Annotated in this window: 17 protein-coding genes; 14 read left to right on the top strand and 3 right to left on the bottom strand. The window is 72.0% G+C overall.

Annotated features, from left to right (window positions below):
- Positions 1-45: 45 nt before the first annotated feature.
- Positions 46-1,011: an LLM class F420-dependent oxidoreductase gene (locus ACMXN5_RS44910; protein ID WP_439680632.1), complete on the bottom strand. Its 966-nt coding sequence runs from the start codon at positions 1,009-1,011 to the stop codon at positions 46-48.
- A 116-nt stretch (positions 1,012-1,127) separates the two neighbouring features.
- Between ACMXN5_RS44910 and ACMXN5_RS44905 the strand changes: the two genes are divergently transcribed.
- From ACMXN5_RS44905 to ACMXN5_RS44895, 3 genes are all read left to right on the top strand, one after another.
- Positions 1,128-1,757, top strand: coding sequence for a class I SAM-dependent methyltransferase (locus ACMXN5_RS44905; protein ID WP_439680631.1), 630 nt, complete (start codon positions 1,128-1,130; stop codon positions 1,755-1,757).
- 12 nt (positions 1,758-1,769) lie between these two features.
- Positions 1,770-2,279, top strand: a complete 510-nt coding sequence (locus ACMXN5_RS44900; RefSeq protein WP_439680630.1) for a flavin reductase family protein — start codon at positions 1,770-1,772, stop codon at positions 2,277-2,279.
- 107 nt (positions 2,280-2,386) lie between these two features.
- A complete protein-coding gene (locus tag ACMXN5_RS44895) occupies positions 2,387-3,205 on the top strand; it encodes an alpha/beta fold hydrolase (RefSeq protein WP_439680629.1) in 819 nt (272 codons plus the stop codon).
- Between the two features lie 24 nt (positions 3,206-3,229).
- On the opposite strand, the gene ACMXN5_RS44890 is transcribed toward ACMXN5_RS44895, so the two are convergent.
- Positions 3,230-4,168 (bottom strand): LysR family transcriptional regulator, encoded by a 939-nt coding sequence (locus tag ACMXN5_RS44890; RefSeq protein WP_439680628.1) that lies wholly within the window; start codon positions 4,166-4,168, stop codon positions 3,230-3,232.
- Positions 4,169-4,298: 130 nt separating this feature from the next.
- On the opposite strand from ACMXN5_RS44890, the gene ACMXN5_RS44885 reads away from it, so the two are divergent.
- Both ACMXN5_RS44885 and ACMXN5_RS44880 read left to right on the top strand, forming a co-directional pair.
- Positions 4,299-5,192 (top strand): NAD-dependent epimerase/dehydratase family protein, encoded by an 894-nt coding sequence (locus ACMXN5_RS44885; RefSeq protein WP_439680627.1) that lies wholly within the window; start codon positions 4,299-4,301, stop codon positions 5,190-5,192.
- Entirely contained in the window at positions 5,189-6,088 is a 900-nt protein-coding gene (locus ACMXN5_RS44880) for an aldo/keto reductase (RefSeq protein WP_439680625.1), read from the top strand. The genes ACMXN5_RS44885 and ACMXN5_RS44880 overlap by 4 nt, the downstream gene beginning before the upstream one ends.
- Before the next feature lie 126 nt (positions 6,089-6,214).
- Here the strand turns inward: ACMXN5_RS44880 and ACMXN5_RS44875 are convergent, their stop codons facing one another.
- Entirely contained in the window at positions 6,215-6,907 is a 693-nt protein-coding gene (locus ACMXN5_RS44875; protein ID WP_439680624.1) for a type III effector protein, read from the bottom strand.
- Between the two features lie 181 nt (positions 6,908-7,088).
- On the opposite strand from ACMXN5_RS44875, the gene ACMXN5_RS44870 reads away from it, so the two are divergent.
- The 9 genes from ACMXN5_RS44870 to ACMXN5_RS44830 all read left to right on the top strand — a co-directional run bounded on the left by ACMXN5_RS44870 (position 7,089) and on the right by ACMXN5_RS44830 (position 15,972).
- Positions 7,089-7,538 carry an Hsp20/alpha crystallin family protein gene (locus ACMXN5_RS44870; RefSeq protein WP_439680623.1) on the top strand — a complete coding sequence of 150 codons (450 nt, stop codon included), beginning with the start codon at positions 7,089-7,091 and terminating at the stop codon, positions 7,536-7,538.
- Between the two features lie 138 nt (positions 7,539-7,676).
- Entirely contained in the window at positions 7,677-8,537 is an 861-nt protein-coding gene (locus ACMXN5_RS44865; RefSeq protein ID WP_439680622.1) for a Rieske 2Fe-2S domain-containing protein, read from the top strand.
- A 108-nt stretch (positions 8,538-8,645) separates the two neighbouring features.
- On the top strand, positions 8,646-11,906 hold the full coding sequence (gene fdh, locus ACMXN5_RS44860) for a formate dehydrogenase (protein WP_439680621.1): 3,261 nt from the start codon (positions 8,646-8,648) through the stop codon (positions 11,904-11,906).
- A 1-nt stretch (position 11,907) separates the two neighbouring features.
- Complete coding sequence (locus tag ACMXN5_RS44855; RefSeq protein WP_439680620.1) at positions 11,908-12,816, top strand: 4Fe-4S dicluster domain-containing protein; 909 nt, start codon at positions 11,908-11,910, stop codon at positions 12,814-12,816.
- Positions 12,813-13,748, top strand: coding sequence for an NrfD/PsrC family molybdoenzyme membrane anchor subunit (gene nrfD, locus ACMXN5_RS44850; protein WP_439680619.1), 936 nt, complete (start codon positions 12,813-12,815; stop codon positions 13,746-13,748). Before ACMXN5_RS44855 ends, nrfD begins: the two co-directional genes overlap by 4 nt.
- 173 nt (positions 13,749-13,921) lie before the next feature.
- Complete coding sequence (locus tag ACMXN5_RS44845; protein ID WP_439680618.1) at positions 13,922-14,314, top strand: ArsR/SmtB family transcription factor; 393 nt, start codon at positions 13,922-13,924, stop codon at positions 14,312-14,314.
- A 131-nt stretch (positions 14,315-14,445) separates the two neighbouring features.
- Positions 14,446-14,616: a DUF5670 family protein gene (locus ACMXN5_RS44840; protein WP_078973839.1), complete on the top strand. Its 171-nt coding sequence runs from the start codon at positions 14,446-14,448 to the stop codon at positions 14,614-14,616.
- Positions 14,617-15,076: 460 nt separating this feature from the next.
- Positions 15,077-15,301 (top strand): hypothetical protein, encoded by a 225-nt coding sequence (locus ACMXN5_RS44835; RefSeq protein WP_439680616.1) that lies wholly within the window; start codon positions 15,077-15,079, stop codon positions 15,299-15,301.
- Between the two features lie 128 nt (positions 15,302-15,429).
- The gene (locus ACMXN5_RS44830; protein ID WP_439680615.1) at positions 15,430-15,972 is read left to right on the top strand and encodes a GNAT family N-acetyltransferase; all 543 of its coding nucleotides are present in this window, start codon (positions 15,430-15,432) and stop codon (positions 15,970-15,972) included.
- The last annotated feature ends 354 nt before the right edge of the window (positions 15,973-16,326 follow it).

Below are 16,326 nucleotides of genomic sequence, written 5' to 3'. Positions count from 1 at the left end.
CCCCGATGGCGATTCCACTCCGGGCCGAAACCACCGAAGCGCGGTTCACAGTTCGCGCAGCGCCGGGAGCAGCCTGTCGCGGGCCCAGTCCAGGAACTCGTGCTGCGTATCGCCGCCGACCTGGATGAGGGCGACCTCGGTGAACCCGGCCTCGACGAAGGGGCGTACCGCCTCGACGAACGTGTCCACGTCGTCCCCGCACGGGATCGCCTCGGCCACGTCCTCCGGCCGCACGAACCGCGTCGCGCCCGCGAAGCCCGCCGTACCCGGCAGTTCCGAGTTGACCTTCCAACCCCCGCCGAACCAGCGGAACTGCTCGTGCGCGCGCCGGATCGCCGCGTCCCGATCGGGGTCCCAGCACACCGGAACCTGCCCCACCCGCGGCTTGCCCGCACCGCCGTGCCGGTCGAACCCGGCCAGCAGCTCCGCGTCCGGCTCGGTCGCGATGACCAGGTCGGCCGACCGGCCGGCGAGCGCACAACTCTGCTCGCCGGACACCGCGATCCCGATCGGCGGCGGCCACTCGGGCAGGTCCCACAACTTCGCGGACTCCACGTCGTAGTGTGTGCCGTGGTGATCGACGTAGCCGCCCGCGAACAACGCGCGGATGATCTCCACGGCCTCGGCCAACATCTCCTGCCGTACGTCCACGGCGGGCCAACCGCCGCCCACCACATGCTCGTTGAGGTTCTCGCCGGAACCCAGCCCGAGCCGGAACCGCCCGTCCGACAACAGCTGGAGCGTGGCGGCCTGCTGCGCCACGATCGCCGGGTGGTAGCGCATGGTCGGACAGGTCACGTACGTCATCAACGGAATCGTCGAGGTGGCCCGCGCCGCGGCGCCCAGCACGGTCCACGCGTGCGGCGCGTGCCCCTGGACGTCGAGCCACGGAAAGTAGTGGTCCGACGTCACCGAGAAGTCGAATCCGACCCGCTCGGCATGCACCACGTGCTCGACCAGATCCTTGGGACCGGCCTGCTCGGTCATCATCGTGTAGCCGATTTTCACCATGGGAGGGCCGGTGCCCGGCGAGAGCGACGGAAAACCGGTCGATACCGTCGGGCAGCCATCCGCCTCGCCGTGTCCTCTCGCCCGGAGCGGCGCGCGCGATGCTAGCTTGCCTTTCCGTGACGGAGCACCGGGACGAGACCAGGGTGGCCTACGACGGCGTCGTCGAGTTGTACGCGTCGCTGTTCGCCGATCGGTTGGAGACACATCCGTTCTCGCGGAACATGATCGGCACCTTCGCCGAGCTGGTACGCGGGACGGGCAACCCACGGGTGGCCGACGTCGGGTGCGGGCCGGGACATCTGACGGCCATGCTGCACGAACTGGGGCTGGACGCCTTTGGGCTCGACCTCTCCCCGGCCATGGTCGAACACGCCCGGCGGGCACATCCGACGCTGCGCTTCGACGAGGCGCGGATGGAGGCGCTGCCGGTCCAGGACGCCGCGCTCGGCGGGATACTGGCCCACTACTCGATGATCCACACCCCGCCCGACGAACTGCCCGCGCTGCTCGCCGAGCAGGTGCGGGTCCTGGCACCGGGCGGCCTGCTCCTGGTCTCGTGCTTCGGGACCGACGGGCCGGAGCCGATCCGCTTCGACCACAAGGTGGCACCCGCCTACAGCTGGCCGGCGGACCGCCTCGCCGAGCTGCTGACCGAGGCCGGGCTCGTCCCGTTCGCCCAGCTCCTCCACGACCCCGCCACCGAACGAGGCTTCCTCGACACCCACCTGCTGGCCCGCCGTCGCTAGGGAGAACGCCCGGTGTTGTTCGAACGGTTCGCGGACACGCTGGACTACCCCATGTTCGTCGTGACGGCGGTCCATCCCGACACCGGCGAACGCTCCGGATGCCTGGTGGGGTTCGCGTCGCAGTGCGGCATGGAGCCGGTGCGATTCCTGGTGTGCGTGTCCGCCGTCAACCACACGCATCGGATCGCGCTCGCCTCGCCGGTACTGGCCGTCCACGCGCTGGGAGAGCGCCAGCACGCGCTGGCCGCGCTGTTCGGGGAGCGCACCGGGGACCACGTCGACAAGTTCGCCCACTGCGCCTGGGAACCCGGTCCGGCCGGGGTGCCGCTGTTGACCGACTGCCCGGTACGCATCGTCGGCACGGTCCTGCACCGTCTGGATCGGCTCGGCGACCACACCGGATTCGTGCTCGCCCCCATCGAACCCGACGCCGGCACCGACGACGCCGGCCCCCCGCGCGAGCACCACACCCCGCTGATGTTCTCCGCCGTGCGCGACCTGCACCCGGGCCACCCCGCCTGAAGACCGCGCGGCACAGGAATTCTCGACGCCCGTGTCGATCGGGCCGGTTCCCGTTCGTCGTCATGGTGAGGAGGCGGAACGACCGCCTCGCCGTCCGAGGAGGACCCATGACCACGAACGTTTCCGTCACCACCGGCACCCTCGACGTCCCCGGCGCGCGCCTGCACTACGAGGTACGCGGCAGCGGCCCGCTGATCGCGCTCGTCGGCGCCCCGATGGACGCCGCCGCCTTCGCGCCACTGGCCGATCTGCTCGCCGCCGACCACACCGTGCTCACCACCGACCCCAGGGGCATCAACCGCAGCCCCCTGGACGATCCCGACCAGGACTCCACCCCGGAACTGCGCGCCGCCGACCTGGCCCGGCTCATCGGCCGGCTCGACCTCGGCCCGGCCGCCGTCCTGGGCTCCAGCGGCGGAGCCGTCACCGCCCTGGCCCTGGCCGGCACCCGCCCCGACCGTGTACACACCGTCGTCGCCCACGAACCCCCACTCGTCGAGCTCCTCGACGACCGCGAGCACCTCCACGCCGGCACCGACGACATCATCGCCACCCGCCTGCGCGGCGACGTCACCGGCGCCTGGACCGGGTTCCTGGCCCAGGCCGGCATCTTGCTGCCCGACGGCGTGGTCGAGACGATGTTCGGCGCGGAACGCGCCCCGCGCGAGGAGGCCGACGAACTCCGCTGGTTCGCCCACGAGTTGCGGTCCACCACGCACTGGCGCCCGGACCTCGCGGCACTGCGTACGGTGGCCACGCGCATCATCGTCGGCATCGGCGAGGCCTCCACCGGACAACTCTGCGACCGCGCCTCCCGAGCCCTCGCCGGCGCCCTCGGCAGCGAACCCGTGCTCTTCCCCGGCGACCACACCGGCTTCGTCGACGACCCCGCCGGGTTCACCGCGCGCCTGCGGGAGGTCCTCTGATGCGGCGTCGGCGCGTGCCGCCGGCTACGAGGCTTCGCTGATGCGCGGCTCCTCCGCCTCGGCTTCGAGGCGGGCGGCCAGCTCCTCGGCCAGACGCGCGACCCGGCCGCGTCGGCGGCGGGAGAGGGCCAGGCCCAGCCGGCGGCGCGGGCTCGGTTCGGCGAGCGGGAGCGCGACCAGTTCCGGATGCCGGGTCAGGCCGATCTCGGGGATCAGCGCGATGCCGACCCCGGCGCGAACCAGCGCCTGGGCGAAGTCGTAGTCCGTCGCGGTACACGAGATCCGCAGCTCGACGCCGACCAGCTCGGCATACCGGGCGAGCTGCCCGGCGGACTTGCGGCAGCCCAGGATCCATCGTTCGTCGGCGAGTTCGACCAGGTGCGGAGCCTCGGGCCGGGCCCGGAAACGCACCGCGGCCGGATGCCGGCGCGGCAGCACGACCCGCAGCGGGTCCTCACCCAGCGGCGTCCAGTCCAGCCCCGACCGGTCGCCGGGCCGCGCGGGCGGCGGGCCGTCGAGGTGGTAGGCGAGGGCGAGGTCGGCGTGTCCCTCCCGGACGGCGGGCAGGGCGTCCTCCGGCTCCGCCTCCAGGATGGTCAGCTCCACCTCGGGGTGGTCGGCGACGAATCCGGCCAGGGCGGGCGGCAGCAGTCGGCGGCCCGCGCTGGCGAAGGTGGCCACGGTGAGCGCCGTGCGCTCGGCGGTCAGCCGCTCGATGCGCTGCCGGGTGTCGGCCAGTTCGGCGGCGATCGTGTCGGCGGCCTCGACCAGGAGTCGGCCCGCGTCCGTCAGCGTGACGCCGCGCGTGGAGCGTTCGACGGCGGGCGTGCCGAGCGCACGTTCCAGCGCGGCGATCTGCTGCGAGACGGCCGACGGGGTGCAGTGCAGCGCCAGGGCCGCCTGGTTGAAACTGCCGCGGCGGGCGACCTCCCGCAACACGGCGAGACGCCGGACGTCGATCAACAGTTCTCCTAATGACGAGATATCGAAATCGACACTACCGCTGTGGACCGGAGCAAGACAGCCTGATCACCACAACCGAACGACAACGAACGACGACGGACATCAGCGGGCCGAGAGAGGGATCGAGAACGTGGACGTGTGCGTGATCGGCGGAAGCCGCTACTTCGGGAGACGGCTCATCCGGGAGCTACGGGACGGCGGCGCGGCGGTGACCGTCGTCAACCGCGGCTCGACGCCCGCGCCGCAGGGCGTGACCCACGTGCGCGCCGACCGCGACGACGAGGCCGCGCTGCGCGCCGCGCTCGGCGACCGGCACTTCGACGTCGTGGTCGACCAGGTCTGCTACACGCCCGTCCAGGCCGCCGTCGCCACCCGGGTGTTCGCCGACCGCACCCCGCGCTACGTGCTGACCTCCACGGTCGAGGTGTACGCCGAACTCGGTCGCCCCGGCGGGCCGGCCCTCGCCGAGCCGGCGATCGATCCGACCGCGTGGCCGGTGGACCCGGAACTCCCCTGGGCGGATCCGGCGTTCCTGGCCGACCACTACGGCGAGGGCAAACGCCAGGCGGAGGCGCTGTTCACCCGGGAGGCACCCTTCGACGTCGCGGCCGTACGAACGGCACACGTGCTCGGCCGCGCCGACTTCACCGGCCGACTGGCGCACTACGTCGAACGCATCGCGCACGGCCTGCCGGTCGCCGTACACGCCGCGCCACAGCCCGCGTCCTTCATCCACGAGGCGGAGATCGCCCGCTTCCTGGCCTGGACCGCGACCGCCCTGTTCACCGGCCCGGTCAACGCCGCCTCCCACGGAACCCTGGACGCACGGGAGTTGTGCGCGGCGATCGGCCGTGCCGCCGACACCGAGCCGACGCTGCTCGTCGGAACGGACGCACCCCCCTCGCCGCTCTCCTTCGCCCGCTCCTACCCGATGGACACCAGCCGGGCGACCCGCCTGGGCTTCCGGTTCTCGTCGATCACCGACTGGCTGACGCCGCTCCTCGAGGAGGCCCGCACCGCATGACACCGACTCCGACCGCACCCGTCACCCGCGCCATCGGCGACATCACCGTCGGCGCCGTCGGCCTCGGCGCGATGCCGCTGTCCGTCGAGGGCCGCCCCGACGAGGACCGGGCGATCGCCACGATCCACGCCGCGCTGGACGCCGGGGTACGCCTGATCGACACCGCCGACTCCTACCACTGGCATGCCGGCGAACGCGGCCACAACGAACGGCTGATCGCCCGGGCGCTGGCCGCCCATGGCAGCGGCTCGGACGAGGTGCTGGTGGCGACCAAGGGCGGCCGGGGCCGGCCCGGCGACGGCTCGTGGACGGTCGACGGCGACCCGCGCCGGTTGCGCGCCGCGGCCGAGGCGTCGGCCGTCCGGCTCGGCGTGGAGGCCATCGGTCTCTACCAGTTGCACAAGCCGGACCCGGCCGTCCCCTTCGCCGACTCGGTCGGCGCGCTGCGGGATCTGGCCGACGCCGGGACGATCCGCATGGTCGGGCTGTCCAACGTGGACCGCGCGCAGATCCACGAGGCGCGCGAAATCCTCGGTCCACGACTGGTATCGGTACAGAACCGCTTCTCCCCCGCGCACACCTCCACCCGGGACACCCTCGACCTGTGCACCGAACTGGGCCTGGCGTTCCTGCCGTGGAGCCCACTGGGCGGAATCTCGCTCAGCGCCGTCGACGATCCGGGCACCGACGCGCCGACGCCGGACACACCGTTCCACACCCTCGCCCGCGCCCACGGCGTCAGCCCGCAACGGATCTGCCTGGCCTGGCACTTGGCACAGTCCCCCGTCGTCCTCCCGATCCCGGGCGCCCGCCGCCCCGCCTCCATCCGCGACTCGGCCGCGGCCGCCGCCCTCACCCTCTCGCCACGGCAGCTGGCGGATCTGCACCTCGACTGAGACCCCGCCGAGCCGGCTCACACCGCTCCGCGTGATCCCGGGGCACCGCGGATACCCCGGGACCACGGGCGCGTGGGTTCCCGTCGCCCGTCGGTGAGCACCCACAACTGCCCCCGGGCCCGCGCCTCATCCCCGAGGCCCGGCCGGACCCTCGCTCGCCGGGTCCACGCCCGCCGGGTCCACGAGGGCGTCGATCCGGGTGGCCAGATCCGGGTGGGCGGCGGCCAGGTGCGGGCGGGCCGCGCCGAGGGGGTCGAGGAGCGCGGCGGGGTCGTCCGCCCCGAGCGCCCGATCGAGCCTGGCCACCAGGGCGCGGGAGCCGGGCGGGAGGTCGGTGAGCGCGGTGATCTGCCCCGCGAGGCGACGCAGGTCGGCGGCATTGTCGCGGGCGCGGGCGGTGGCGGCGCGGTCGGCGGCCCGGCGTTCGCGGGTGGCGGTGACCCGTTGCTCGCCCGTGCTGCCGACCGGCCCCGGACGCAGGCGCAGATAGCGGCGCTCGGCCGCCTGTCTGCTGGCCACGCCCAGCGGCCCGGCCAGGTCGGCCCAGCTGGCCCCGGCGTCCCGGGCCGTTTCGATCAGTCCGGTCTCCCACCCGGCGAGTCGTTCGCGAATCTCGCGCAGCAGCAGGAGCGAGGCCAGTGCCCGACGGGGATCCGCGTCCGCCCCGGACTGCTTGCCCCGGTGCTCCTGCGCGCCGCGGACGGCCTCGTCGATGACCTCCAGAGCCGCCGCGGCCGCGAAAAAGGAGGCCGGCCCCACCCGGTGGGCAACGTCGGCGGGGGGAGCGGTCGGTTCGTGCCGAGGGTCGGTCGTATCCATCGGACTCCTCTCGGTTCGTCATCACTTGGATGACCTCGACATGGTCATCTATTCGACGACCCGATCATCCGTCACTCTTTGGATGACGTCCTCATTTGTCATCGCTTCGACGACATGCTACAACAGTTTCAGGCAGCCCGTCAGGGCGCTTCCGACCGAAACTTTCGGAGGTGTTTTCGCGATGTTGATGCGTACCGACCCCTTCCGCGAGCTCGACCGGCTCGCGCAGCAGCTTCTCGTGCCCGGGACCCCTTCCCGGCCGACGGCAATGGCCATGGACGCCTACCGTGACGGCGAGGAGTACGTGGTCGTCTTCGATCTGCCCGGTGTCACCCCCGAGGCGATCGACATCGACGTCGAACGCAACATGCTCACCGTCAAGGCCCGGCGTGAGCCGATCGCCAGGGGCAACGACGGCGACAAGGGCAGGGACGTACAGATGGAGCTCTCGGAGCGACCCGTCGGCGTCTTCTCCCGGCAGATCGTCCTCGCCGACACGCTCGACACCGAGCGCATCCGCGCCGACTACGAAAGCGGCGTGCTGACCCTGAGGATCCCGATCGCCGAGCGCGCCAAGCCGCGCAAGATCTCGATCGGCGGCGGCGCCGACCACAAGGTCATCACGGCCTGAGCCGGGCGGCGCACGCACGACGACGGCAGTGCGGCGGGCGCGAGGATCGGGTTGTCGATGGGCGTACCCGTCCTCGCCCCGCCCGCCGTTCATCCGCCTGCCGGACATGGTGTGGCGATCCGGGGGCAGCGGCCGGACATGAGAATGACAACGGCGATCACCACCCGACTGGAGCAGGCCCGGGGCCTCGATCGGCCCGCCTCCCTGCTGCGCGGCCTCGTCGGGCGGGTGCCCGAGGGCAGGGTTCGGGACATCGCACACGGGGTCCCCATCGGACACCCCGTGCACCCGCTGCTGGTACAGGTGCCCATCGGCGCCTGGCTCTCCGCCTCGGTGCTGGACTTCGTACCGCGCACCGGCCCCGCGTCGGGCGTCCTGATCACCGTCGGTCTGGGCGCCGCGCTGCCCGCCGCCGCGGCCGGGGCGATCGACTGGGCCCAGACCCACGAGCAGCAGCAGCGCGTCGGCCTGGTCCACGCCGCCGCCAACTCGGCCGCCGTCGGGCTCTACGCCGCGTCCCTGTGGGCCCGCCTGCGCAACCGGCCGATCCGCGGCCGCCTGTTGGCCGTGGCCGGGCTGACCGCCGTGGGCGCCGGCGGCCTGCTCGGCGGGCATCTGGCGTACCGGCAGGCCACCGGCGTCAATCACGCGGAACAGGTGCCCCATGTGGTGGGCGACGGGTCGCGGTGGCATCCGATCGGCCTGTTGTCCGCGTTGCCGCTCGGCACGCCGGTGCGCCGGTTCGTCGGCGAGACGCCGGTGTTGGTGGTGCGAGGCAGGGACCGGGTCGACGTTCTGGCCGATCGTTGCGCGCATCTGTCCGGTCCCCTGTCCGAGGGCGAGGTCCGTGACGGTCGGGTGACCTGCCCCTGGCACGACAGCGTGTTCGAGTTGTGCACCGGGGAGGTCGTGCACGGCCCGGCGACGGCCCCGCAGCCGGTCTTCGAGACGCATGTGGACGGGGACGAACTCCGCGTACGCCTCCCCGGCGCCGGCTGACGCCGCGCTCCCCCGCCCCGGTCCCATTCGGCCCAGCCGCAGCGCATGCCTGCCGTCACCCCGGGTAGTCGCCTCGCGTCGATGGCCCGGACCCGGCGAGGAGCTGACGTGGACCCACGTGCGTGGTGGCGCGACTGGCCGGTGCGGCGCCAAGTCGTCGGAGCCGATCGGCTCGGCCGCGGCGCGGCGGCGCGTTCGGCCGCGACCGCCGAGCTGCGGCCGCGGATCGCCGACGCCGATCGGGTGGTGCGTTCGGTGTGCCCGTACTGCGCGGTGGGCTGCGGGCAGCAGGTCTACGTCAAGGACGAACGGGTGGTCCAGGTCGAGGGCGACCCGGACTCGCCGATCAGCCGTGGCCGGTTGTGTCCCAAGGGTTCGGCCACGCTTCAGCTGACCACGGGTTCGGCCCGCCGCGACCGGGTCCTGTACCGGGCGCCGTACGCGAGCGAGTGGGGCGAACTCGACCTGGATACCGCGATGCGCATGGTCGCCGAACGGGTCGTGCGCACCCGGCGCGAGACCTGGCAGTGGGAGCACGACGACATGCGCGTCGCCCGCACGCTCGGCATCGCCAGTCTGGGCGGGGCGACCCTGGACAACGAGGAGAACTACCTGATCAAGAAGCTGTTCACGGGTCTGGGCGTGGTGCAGGTGGAGAACCAGGCCCGGGTCTGTCACAGCTCGACGGTCGCGGGTCTGGGGACCACGTTCGGTCGCGGCGGCGCGACGATGTTCATGCAGGACCTCCAGCACTCCGACTGCATCGTGATCCAGGGCTCGAACTACGCCGAGGCGCATCCGGTGGGTTTCCAGTGGGTGATGGAGGCCAAGAAGCGCGGCGCGACGGTGATCCACATCGATCCCCGGTTCACCCGCACGAGTGCGCTCGCCGACCTGCACGTACCGATCCGCGCGGGCTCCGACATCGCGTTCCTGGGCGGCGTGATCAATCATGTGCTCGCCGAGGGCAAGGACTTCCGGGAGTTCGTGCTCGCGTACACCAACGCCGCGACGCTGGTGAGCGAGGACTTCCGGGACACCGAGGACCTGGGCGGCGTGTTCTCCGGCCTGGACACCGAGCATCGGCACTACGACCAGAAGTCGTGGGCCTACGAGGGCGGTTCGGTCGAGCCTGCCGTGGGCGACCGCGACGCGCGCCACGACGAACGGGTGGGCGGGGAACGGGAGTCGGTCGCGGAGGCCGGTCGCGGCGAGTCGCACGGTTCCGGCGGCGCGCAGATGCACGCGGACGCGCCGCGCGACGAGACGCTGACCCATCCGCGCTGCGTGTACCAGATCTTGAAGCGCCATTTCGCCCGCTACACGCCGGAGTTCGTCGAACGCACCTGCGGCGTGTCGCGGGAGGCGTTCGCGACGGTGTGTCGTGCGCTGACCGAGAACTCGGGTCGGGAGCGCACGTCGGCCTTCGTCTACGCGGTGGGGTGGACGCAGCACTCGGTGGGCGCGCAGTACATCCGCACCGCGTCGATCCTGCAGCTCCTGCTGGGCAATGTGGGTCGGCCCGGCGGCGGCATCCAGGCCCTGCGCGGGCATGCGAGCATCCAGGGATCCAGTGACATCCCGACCCTGTTCGATCTGCTGCCCGGCTACCTGCCGATGCCGCACGCGCACGCCGACGAGGACCTGGACGCCTACATCGCGACCATGGTGGCCGACAAGGGTTACTGGGCCGACATGCGCAAGTACACGGTGAGCCTGCTCAAGGCGTATTACGGCGACGCGGCGACCGCCGACAACGACTTCTGCTTCGGGCATCTGCCGCGCCTGACCGGATCGCACAGCACCTACGACACGGTGATGGCGCAACTGGACGGGATCTGCAAGGGCTTCTTCCTGATGGGCGAGAACCCGGCGGTCGGTTCGGCGAACGCGCGCATGCAGCGGTTGGGCATGGCCGAGCTGGACTGGCTCGTGGTGCGCGACTTCTCGCTGATCGAGTCGGCCACGTGGTGGAAGGACGGCCCGGAGATCGAGACGGGCGAGTTGCGCACCGAGGAGATCGGCACCGAGGTGTTCTTCTTCCCGGCCGCGGCACACACGGAGAAGTCCGGCTCGTTCACCAACACCAACCGCTGGTTGCAGTGGCACCACCAGGCGGTCGAGCCGCGCGGCGACGCGCGCAGCGACCTGTGGTTCACGTATCACCTGGGCCGGCTGATCCGGGCCGAACTCGCGGGCTCCACCGACCCGATGGACCGCGCGGTGCTGGATCTGACCTGGGACTACCCGACCGAGGGACGCTACGACGACCCGAGCGCGGAGGCCGTGCTCGCGGAGATCAACGGTTTCGGACCGAACGGCGAACACCTGTCCGCCTACACCGAGTTGGCCGACGACGGGTCCACGTCGTGCGGATGTTGGATCTACTGCGGCGTCTACGCCGACGGCGTCAACCAGGCCGCGCGGCGCCGGCCGCACACCGAGCAGGACTGGCTCGCGGCCGAGTGGGCCTGGGCGTGGCCGGCGAATCGGCGCATCCTGTACAACCGCGCCTCCGCCGATCCGGAGGGCCGACCGTGGAGCGAGCGCAAGGCGCTGCTGCGGTGGGACGCGGACGCGGGGAGGTGGACCGGGCCCGACGTCCCGGACTTCCCGCCGGACAGGGCCCCCGACTATCGCCCGCCCGAAGGGGCGCACGGCGTCGAGGCGTTGGCGGGAAACGATCCGTTCATCATGCAGTCGGACGGCAAGGGCTGGCTCTACGCGCCGGGCGGGTTGGTGGACGGCCCGCTGCCCACGCACTACGAGCCGCAGGACTCGCCGTTCACCAATCCGCTGCACCCGGAGCACTCGCGCAACCCGGTCCGCCAGGTATTCAGCCGGCGGCACAACCGCTCGCATCCCAGCGGAGACGAGCCGGGCAGCGAGGTGTTCCCGTACGTGGTGACCACCTACCGGCTCACCGAGCACTTCACCGCCGGCGGGATGAGCCGCTGGGTCCCATATCTGGCCGAACTGCAACCGGAGTTCTTCTGCGAGATCTCCCCCGAACTGGCGGCCGAACGCGGACTCGACCACATGGGGTGGGCGACGATCGTGACCGCGCGCACCGCCATCGAGGCCCGGGTGATGGTCACGCGCCGCATGCGTCCGCTGACCGTGGACGGGCGCACGCTGCACCAGATCGGGCTGCCGTTCCACTGGGGTCCCAACGGGATGAGTCGCGGCGACGCGGCCAACGAACTGGCGTCGATCACGCTCGATCCCAACGTGCACATCCAGGAGGTCAAGGCGATGAGCGCGGACATCCGACCGGGTCGACGCCCGCGCGGGCCGGAATTGTTGCGGTTCGTCGCCGACTACCGGCGCCGGGCCGGGATCACCGAGCAGACCGGGACGGAGGTCTGACATGGCCCAGTTCATCGGCGGGATCGGACGCGGACCGGGCGACCCGGCGGGCGAGGCCGGGTGGGGGGACGAACACCCGCCGCGGATGGGCTTCTTCACCGACACGTCGGTGTGCATCGGGTGCAAGGCGTGCGAGGTGGCGTGCAAGGAGTGGAACGCCGTGCCGCAGGACGGTCTCGCGCTCACCGGGATGTCCTACGACAACAGCGAGGGGCTGGGCGCGAACAGGTGGCGCCACGTCGCGTTCATCGAGCAGGAACGACCGGTGGCGGTGGGGGCGATCGGGGCGGACGGGGGTGTGGGCGCGGACTCGGGCTCGGGCTCGGGCTCGGGTGATTCGATGCGCTGGTTGATGTCCTCCGACGTGTGCAAGCACTGTACGCACGCCGCGTGCCTGGACGTCTGCCCGACCGGCGCGCTGTTCCGCACCGAGTTCGGCACGGTCGTGGTGCAGCAGGACATCTGCAACGGTTGCGGCTACTGCGTGCCCGCCTGCCCGTACGGGGTGATCGACCAACGGCCCGAGGACGGGCGGGTGTTCAAGTGCACGATGTGCTACGACCGGCTGGGCGTGGGGGCGGAGCCGGCGTGTGCGAAGGCGTGTCCGACGGAGTCGATCCGCTTCGGCCCGCTGGACGAGTTGCGCGCGGCGGCCGAGACGCGGGTACGGGATCTGCATGCCGACGGAGTTCCGGAGGCCCGGTTGTACGGGCACGATCCCGAGGACGGTGTGGGCGGCGACGGGGCGTTCTTCCTGCTGCTTGACGAGCCCGAGGTCTACGGCCTGCCGCCGGATCCGGTGGTCACCACGCGTGATCTGCCGTCGATGTGGCGGCACGCGGGTGCGGCGGCGCTCACGCTGGTGGCCGGGGTCGCGCTCGCCTTCGGGTCGCGGGGAGGACGGCGATGACGCGCGGCGAGGCGCGGATGGTGCCGAAGGTCGAGACCACGTCGTATTACGGGCGGCCGATCATCAAGGCTCCGGTGTGGGCGGCGACCGACATCGCCGGCTACGTGTTCCTGGGCGGCCTGGCGGGCGCGTCCTCGCTGCTCGCGGCGGGTGCGGAGGCGACCGGGCGGCCGGCACTGGCACGGACCGGCAAGGTGGCCGCGCTGGGCGGGATTTCGCTGTCCGTCGTCGCGCTCGTACACGACCTGGGTCGGCCGGAACGCTTCGTCAACATGCTGCGCGTGTTCAAGCCGACCTCGCCGATGAACATGGGCTCGTGGTTGCTGGCGGCGTACGGACCGGCCGCGGGCGTCGCGGCGGCCACCGACGTGAGCGGCCGACTGCCCGGAATCGGGCGAGCCGCGACGGCGTGCGCCGCCCTGCTCGGCCCGGCCGTGGCCACCTACACCGCGGTCCTGTTCGCCGACACGGCCGTACCGGCCTGGCACGAGGGCCATCGCGAACTTCCCTTCCTCTTCGCCGGATCGGCCGCCGGCGCGGCATCCGGCCTGGCCCTGCTCACGGTCTCGCCCCACGAGGCCGGTCCCGCCCGCCGCACCGCGATCGGCGGCGCGCTCCTCGACCTGCTCGCCGCCCGCCGCATGCGCGCCCGCATGGGCATCGTCGCCGAGACCTACCGCACCGGCAGGGCCGGCCGGCTGACCCGCGCCGCCGAAGCCCTCACCGTCACCGGCGCCGTGGGCGCGGCCCTGTCCGGGGTGGTCCGCGGCGCGCCCGCCACCCGCCGCGTCACCGCCGCCATTGCCGGCACCGCCCTGCTCGCGGGTTCGGTCTGCACCCGCTTCGGCGTGTTCGCCGCCGGCATGGCCTCGGCGGAGGACCCGAAGTACACGGTGGTCCCCCAACGCGAACGCCGCGCCGCCCGGCGGTAGAGGCGCGGCGTCCTCGGGGCCGGCGTCTGGTGCGGGCGAGTGGGCGATCAGTGCTGCCCGAGGCGGCCGCGGCCGCCCAGGGAGCGCACGAGCCCGATACCGGTCGGCGTCCCGGACGGCGGCTCCGCCCTCACCGCGACGGGACGGCAGAGAGGTACGATCCAGCCCTTACCATGAGCACATGCGCCGCGGCGCCGCACAACGAACAGCACGAGGAGACGAGGGCCATGCCGGGAGAGTTGTTCCACCCCGAGACCGACAACGTCACCCTCGCCCAGGTGCTGGCCGCTCTCGACGACCCCATGCGGCTGCGGATCGTCAAGGTCCTCGTGCACGACCCGGACGCCACCGAACGCACCTGCACGTCCTTCCAGCTGCCCGTCGGCAAATCCACCCTCACCCACCACTTCCGGATCCTGCGCGAGGCCGGCCTGATCCGACAGGTCGACCGCGGCAACAGCCGCAAGGCACAACTACGCCGCGAGGACGTCGACCGACGTTTCCCCGGCCTTCTGTCCCTGATCCTCGCCGAAGGCACCGCCCCGGAATCCGGCCCGGCCAACTGACCGACCCGGGGCCGGCCGCCCGGCGCACGTGGGTATCGGCGGAGTCTTTCCGGGAATCGGCGGGCGAAACAAGGGAATTCCCGGGAATGTGCTTCGAGGGGCGGGGCATACGTGGGTCGGAGGTAAAAACAATGATTCCCCTTTTGGTAGTCCTGCTTCTCGCGCTGATCCTTTTCGGCGCAGGTTTCGCACTGAAGGCCCTGTGGTGGATAGCCGTGATCGTCCTGGTCGTCTGGGCTCTCGGCTTCGTCTTCCGCTCGGCGGGCACCGGCGGTAGGCGGGGGCGCTGGTATCGCTGGTAGACCGTAACCGTAGACCGTGGACCGCCGCCGAAACGCGGGGGCGGGGCGGGGCTCGACTCGATTTATCGAGTTCGGCCACGCCCCGCCCCTTTTCGCTTGTCTCGCGGCGCCGGAATTCCCGAGAAGATCGTTCCGCCCCGACGGTTGAATTCCCACGGCCGGGCGGCAGCGTAAACAAGCCGGGGCCGCCGGGAAAACCGTCGGGAATCGACCGCGTCGCCACGCGACCGCCCCGGCGCAATGCGGAGCGGCACGGAAGCACCGGGCACGCCGACGGCGGCCCGCATATCCGGCCTCGCCGCACTCGTTCGGCCGACACCGGTGGATGTGCGCCGGTTCCGGGCGCTGTCCCGCCTGGCCCGGCTCTGCGACCGGGCTCGCCGCCACCGTGCGGGTGCGGCCGGCGGGCGGCGGTAGTTGCATGGACGACGGCCGATGATCCGACACCCAGGAGGTTGTCATGCACATCCTGCGAGCAGTGGAAAGCAAGGACACCCGTTGGTGGCACGCCGTCGCACACTTCCGCACCGCCGCGTGCGGGGTCGGCCTGCCGGACCACACCACCGCGGCGGTCGACGACGCCCTGTCCGACCTCCTGTGCCCCGCGTGCATGTCGGCCATCGGCGGCAAGTCCGCCGTAACGACAGGCGACCGCCCCACCCCCGACATCGCCCCAACCGACTGACGCCCCCGACACCGTCGAAACGGCCCCGACCGGCGCCCGACCAACCACGCCCGGCCGGCCGGCAGAATCCGTGACGCCGTACATTTCCCCGTACATTTCCACGTCCGGATCGCGAGAAGGGCCGAGCAGTGCCGGAGTTCGCGGACTTCGAGACCTCCGTGGGCGGGTCCCGGCAACCACGCGCCATGCCGATATCGGTGCGCCACGCGACGGTGGCCGACGTCGAACGATGTGCCGTCCTGGCCCGGCAGTACGCGGGAGACAGCGCCGGCGTGGTCGACTTCGAGGCCCTCGTTCGCGGGTGGTTGCGGCAGCCCACCGGGTGCTTTCTGGTCGCGATCGGCGCCGATCACGACGTGGTCGGATACGGGCGCGTGGTCCGACTGGACGTCGCGACCGCGCCGATCGGCTACTACCTGGCCGGCGTCGTGGTCGATCCTGAAGCCCGCCGGATCGGGGTGGGAATGAGTCTGACCCGAGCCCGTCTGGACTGGATCGAAGCCCACGCCCCCGAGGCCCGGTACTTCTGCAACGCACGGAACCGCGTCTCCATCGCACTGCACGCCCGCATGGGATTCCACGAGGAGACCCGTGACTTCGAGATCCCCGGCGTCACCTTCGAGGGCGGTGCGGGCATCCTGTTCCGCAAGGTGTTCCGAGACTGCGCGTAGCCGGCCGAGGCCATGCCTCGCGACCGCCGTCGGTGGTCAGGCCCGCCGGTGGTGGTGGAGCTTTCGGGTGAGGGCCGTTGCCGCGAGGATCGCGACGAGACGTCTTCATCCGGGGCCTGGCCGGCATTCCCCGACCGTGACGGACCCGTCCGCGACCCGGCGAGCGCGTGGGTGGATGACGGTCACGCGCGGTGTGCGGCAGGCCGGGGCAAGGGTGGGGTCGGGGAGGGCGTGAGGGGTTGGGGTCGGGTGGGCAGGGGTCGGGGGGCCGGAAGGTGGGGTCGGGATTCGGGGGACGGGGCTTTAGGTTGAGGGCGGTTCTGTTGTGATCCTCCGCCGGGGCCGGTGCCGGTG

It is taken from the genome of Embleya australiensis (genome assembly GCF_051903075.1).
Lineage (GTDB): Bacteria > Actinomycetota > Actinomycetes > Streptomycetales > Streptomycetaceae > Embleya.
The sequence above is the reverse complement of the archived record's forward strand: the minus strand, read 5'-3'. Positions and strand labels throughout refer to the sequence as shown.

Bases quoted from the DNA above. Each gene is read 5' to 3' on its own strand.
- ACMXN5_RS44880 (WP_439680625.1), top strand. From the start codon at position 5,189: ATGACACCGACTCCGACCGCACCCGTCACCCGCGCCATCGGCGACATC.
- ACMXN5_RS44875 (WP_439680624.1), bottom strand. From the start codon at position 6,907: ATGGATACGACCGACCCTCGGCACGAACCGACCGCTCCCCCCGCCGAC.
- ACMXN5_RS44910 (WP_439680632.1), bottom strand. From the start codon at position 1,011: ATGGTGAAAATCGGCTACACGATGATGACCGAGCAGGCCGGTCCCAAG.
- ACMXN5_RS44835 (WP_439680616.1), top strand. From the start codon at position 15,077: ATGCACATCCTGCGAGCAGTGGAAAGCAAGGACACCCGTTGGTGGCAC.
- ACMXN5_RS44865 (WP_439680622.1), top strand. From the start codon at position 7,677: ATGAGAATGACAACGGCGATCACCACCCGACTGGAGCAGGCCCGGGGC.
- ACMXN5_RS44845 (WP_439680618.1), top strand. From the start codon at position 13,922: ATGAGCACATGCGCCGCGGCGCCGCACAACGAACAGCACGAGGAGACG.
- nrfD (WP_439680619.1), top strand. From the start codon at position 12,813: ATGACGCGCGGCGAGGCGCGGATGGTGCCGAAGGTCGAGACCACGTCG.
- ACMXN5_RS44855 (WP_439680620.1), top strand. From the start codon at position 11,908: ATGGCCCAGTTCATCGGCGGGATCGGACGCGGACCGGGCGACCCGGCG.
- ACMXN5_RS44840 (WP_078973839.1), top strand. From the start codon at position 14,446: ATGATTCCCCTTTTGGTAGTCCTGCTTCTCGCGCTGATCCTTTTCGGC.
- ACMXN5_RS44870 (WP_439680623.1), top strand. From the start codon at position 7,089: ATGTTGATGCGTACCGACCCCTTCCGCGAGCTCGACCGGCTCGCGCAG.
- ACMXN5_RS44895 (WP_439680629.1), top strand. From the start codon at position 2,387: ATGACCACGAACGTTTCCGTCACCACCGGCACCCTCGACGTCCCCGGC.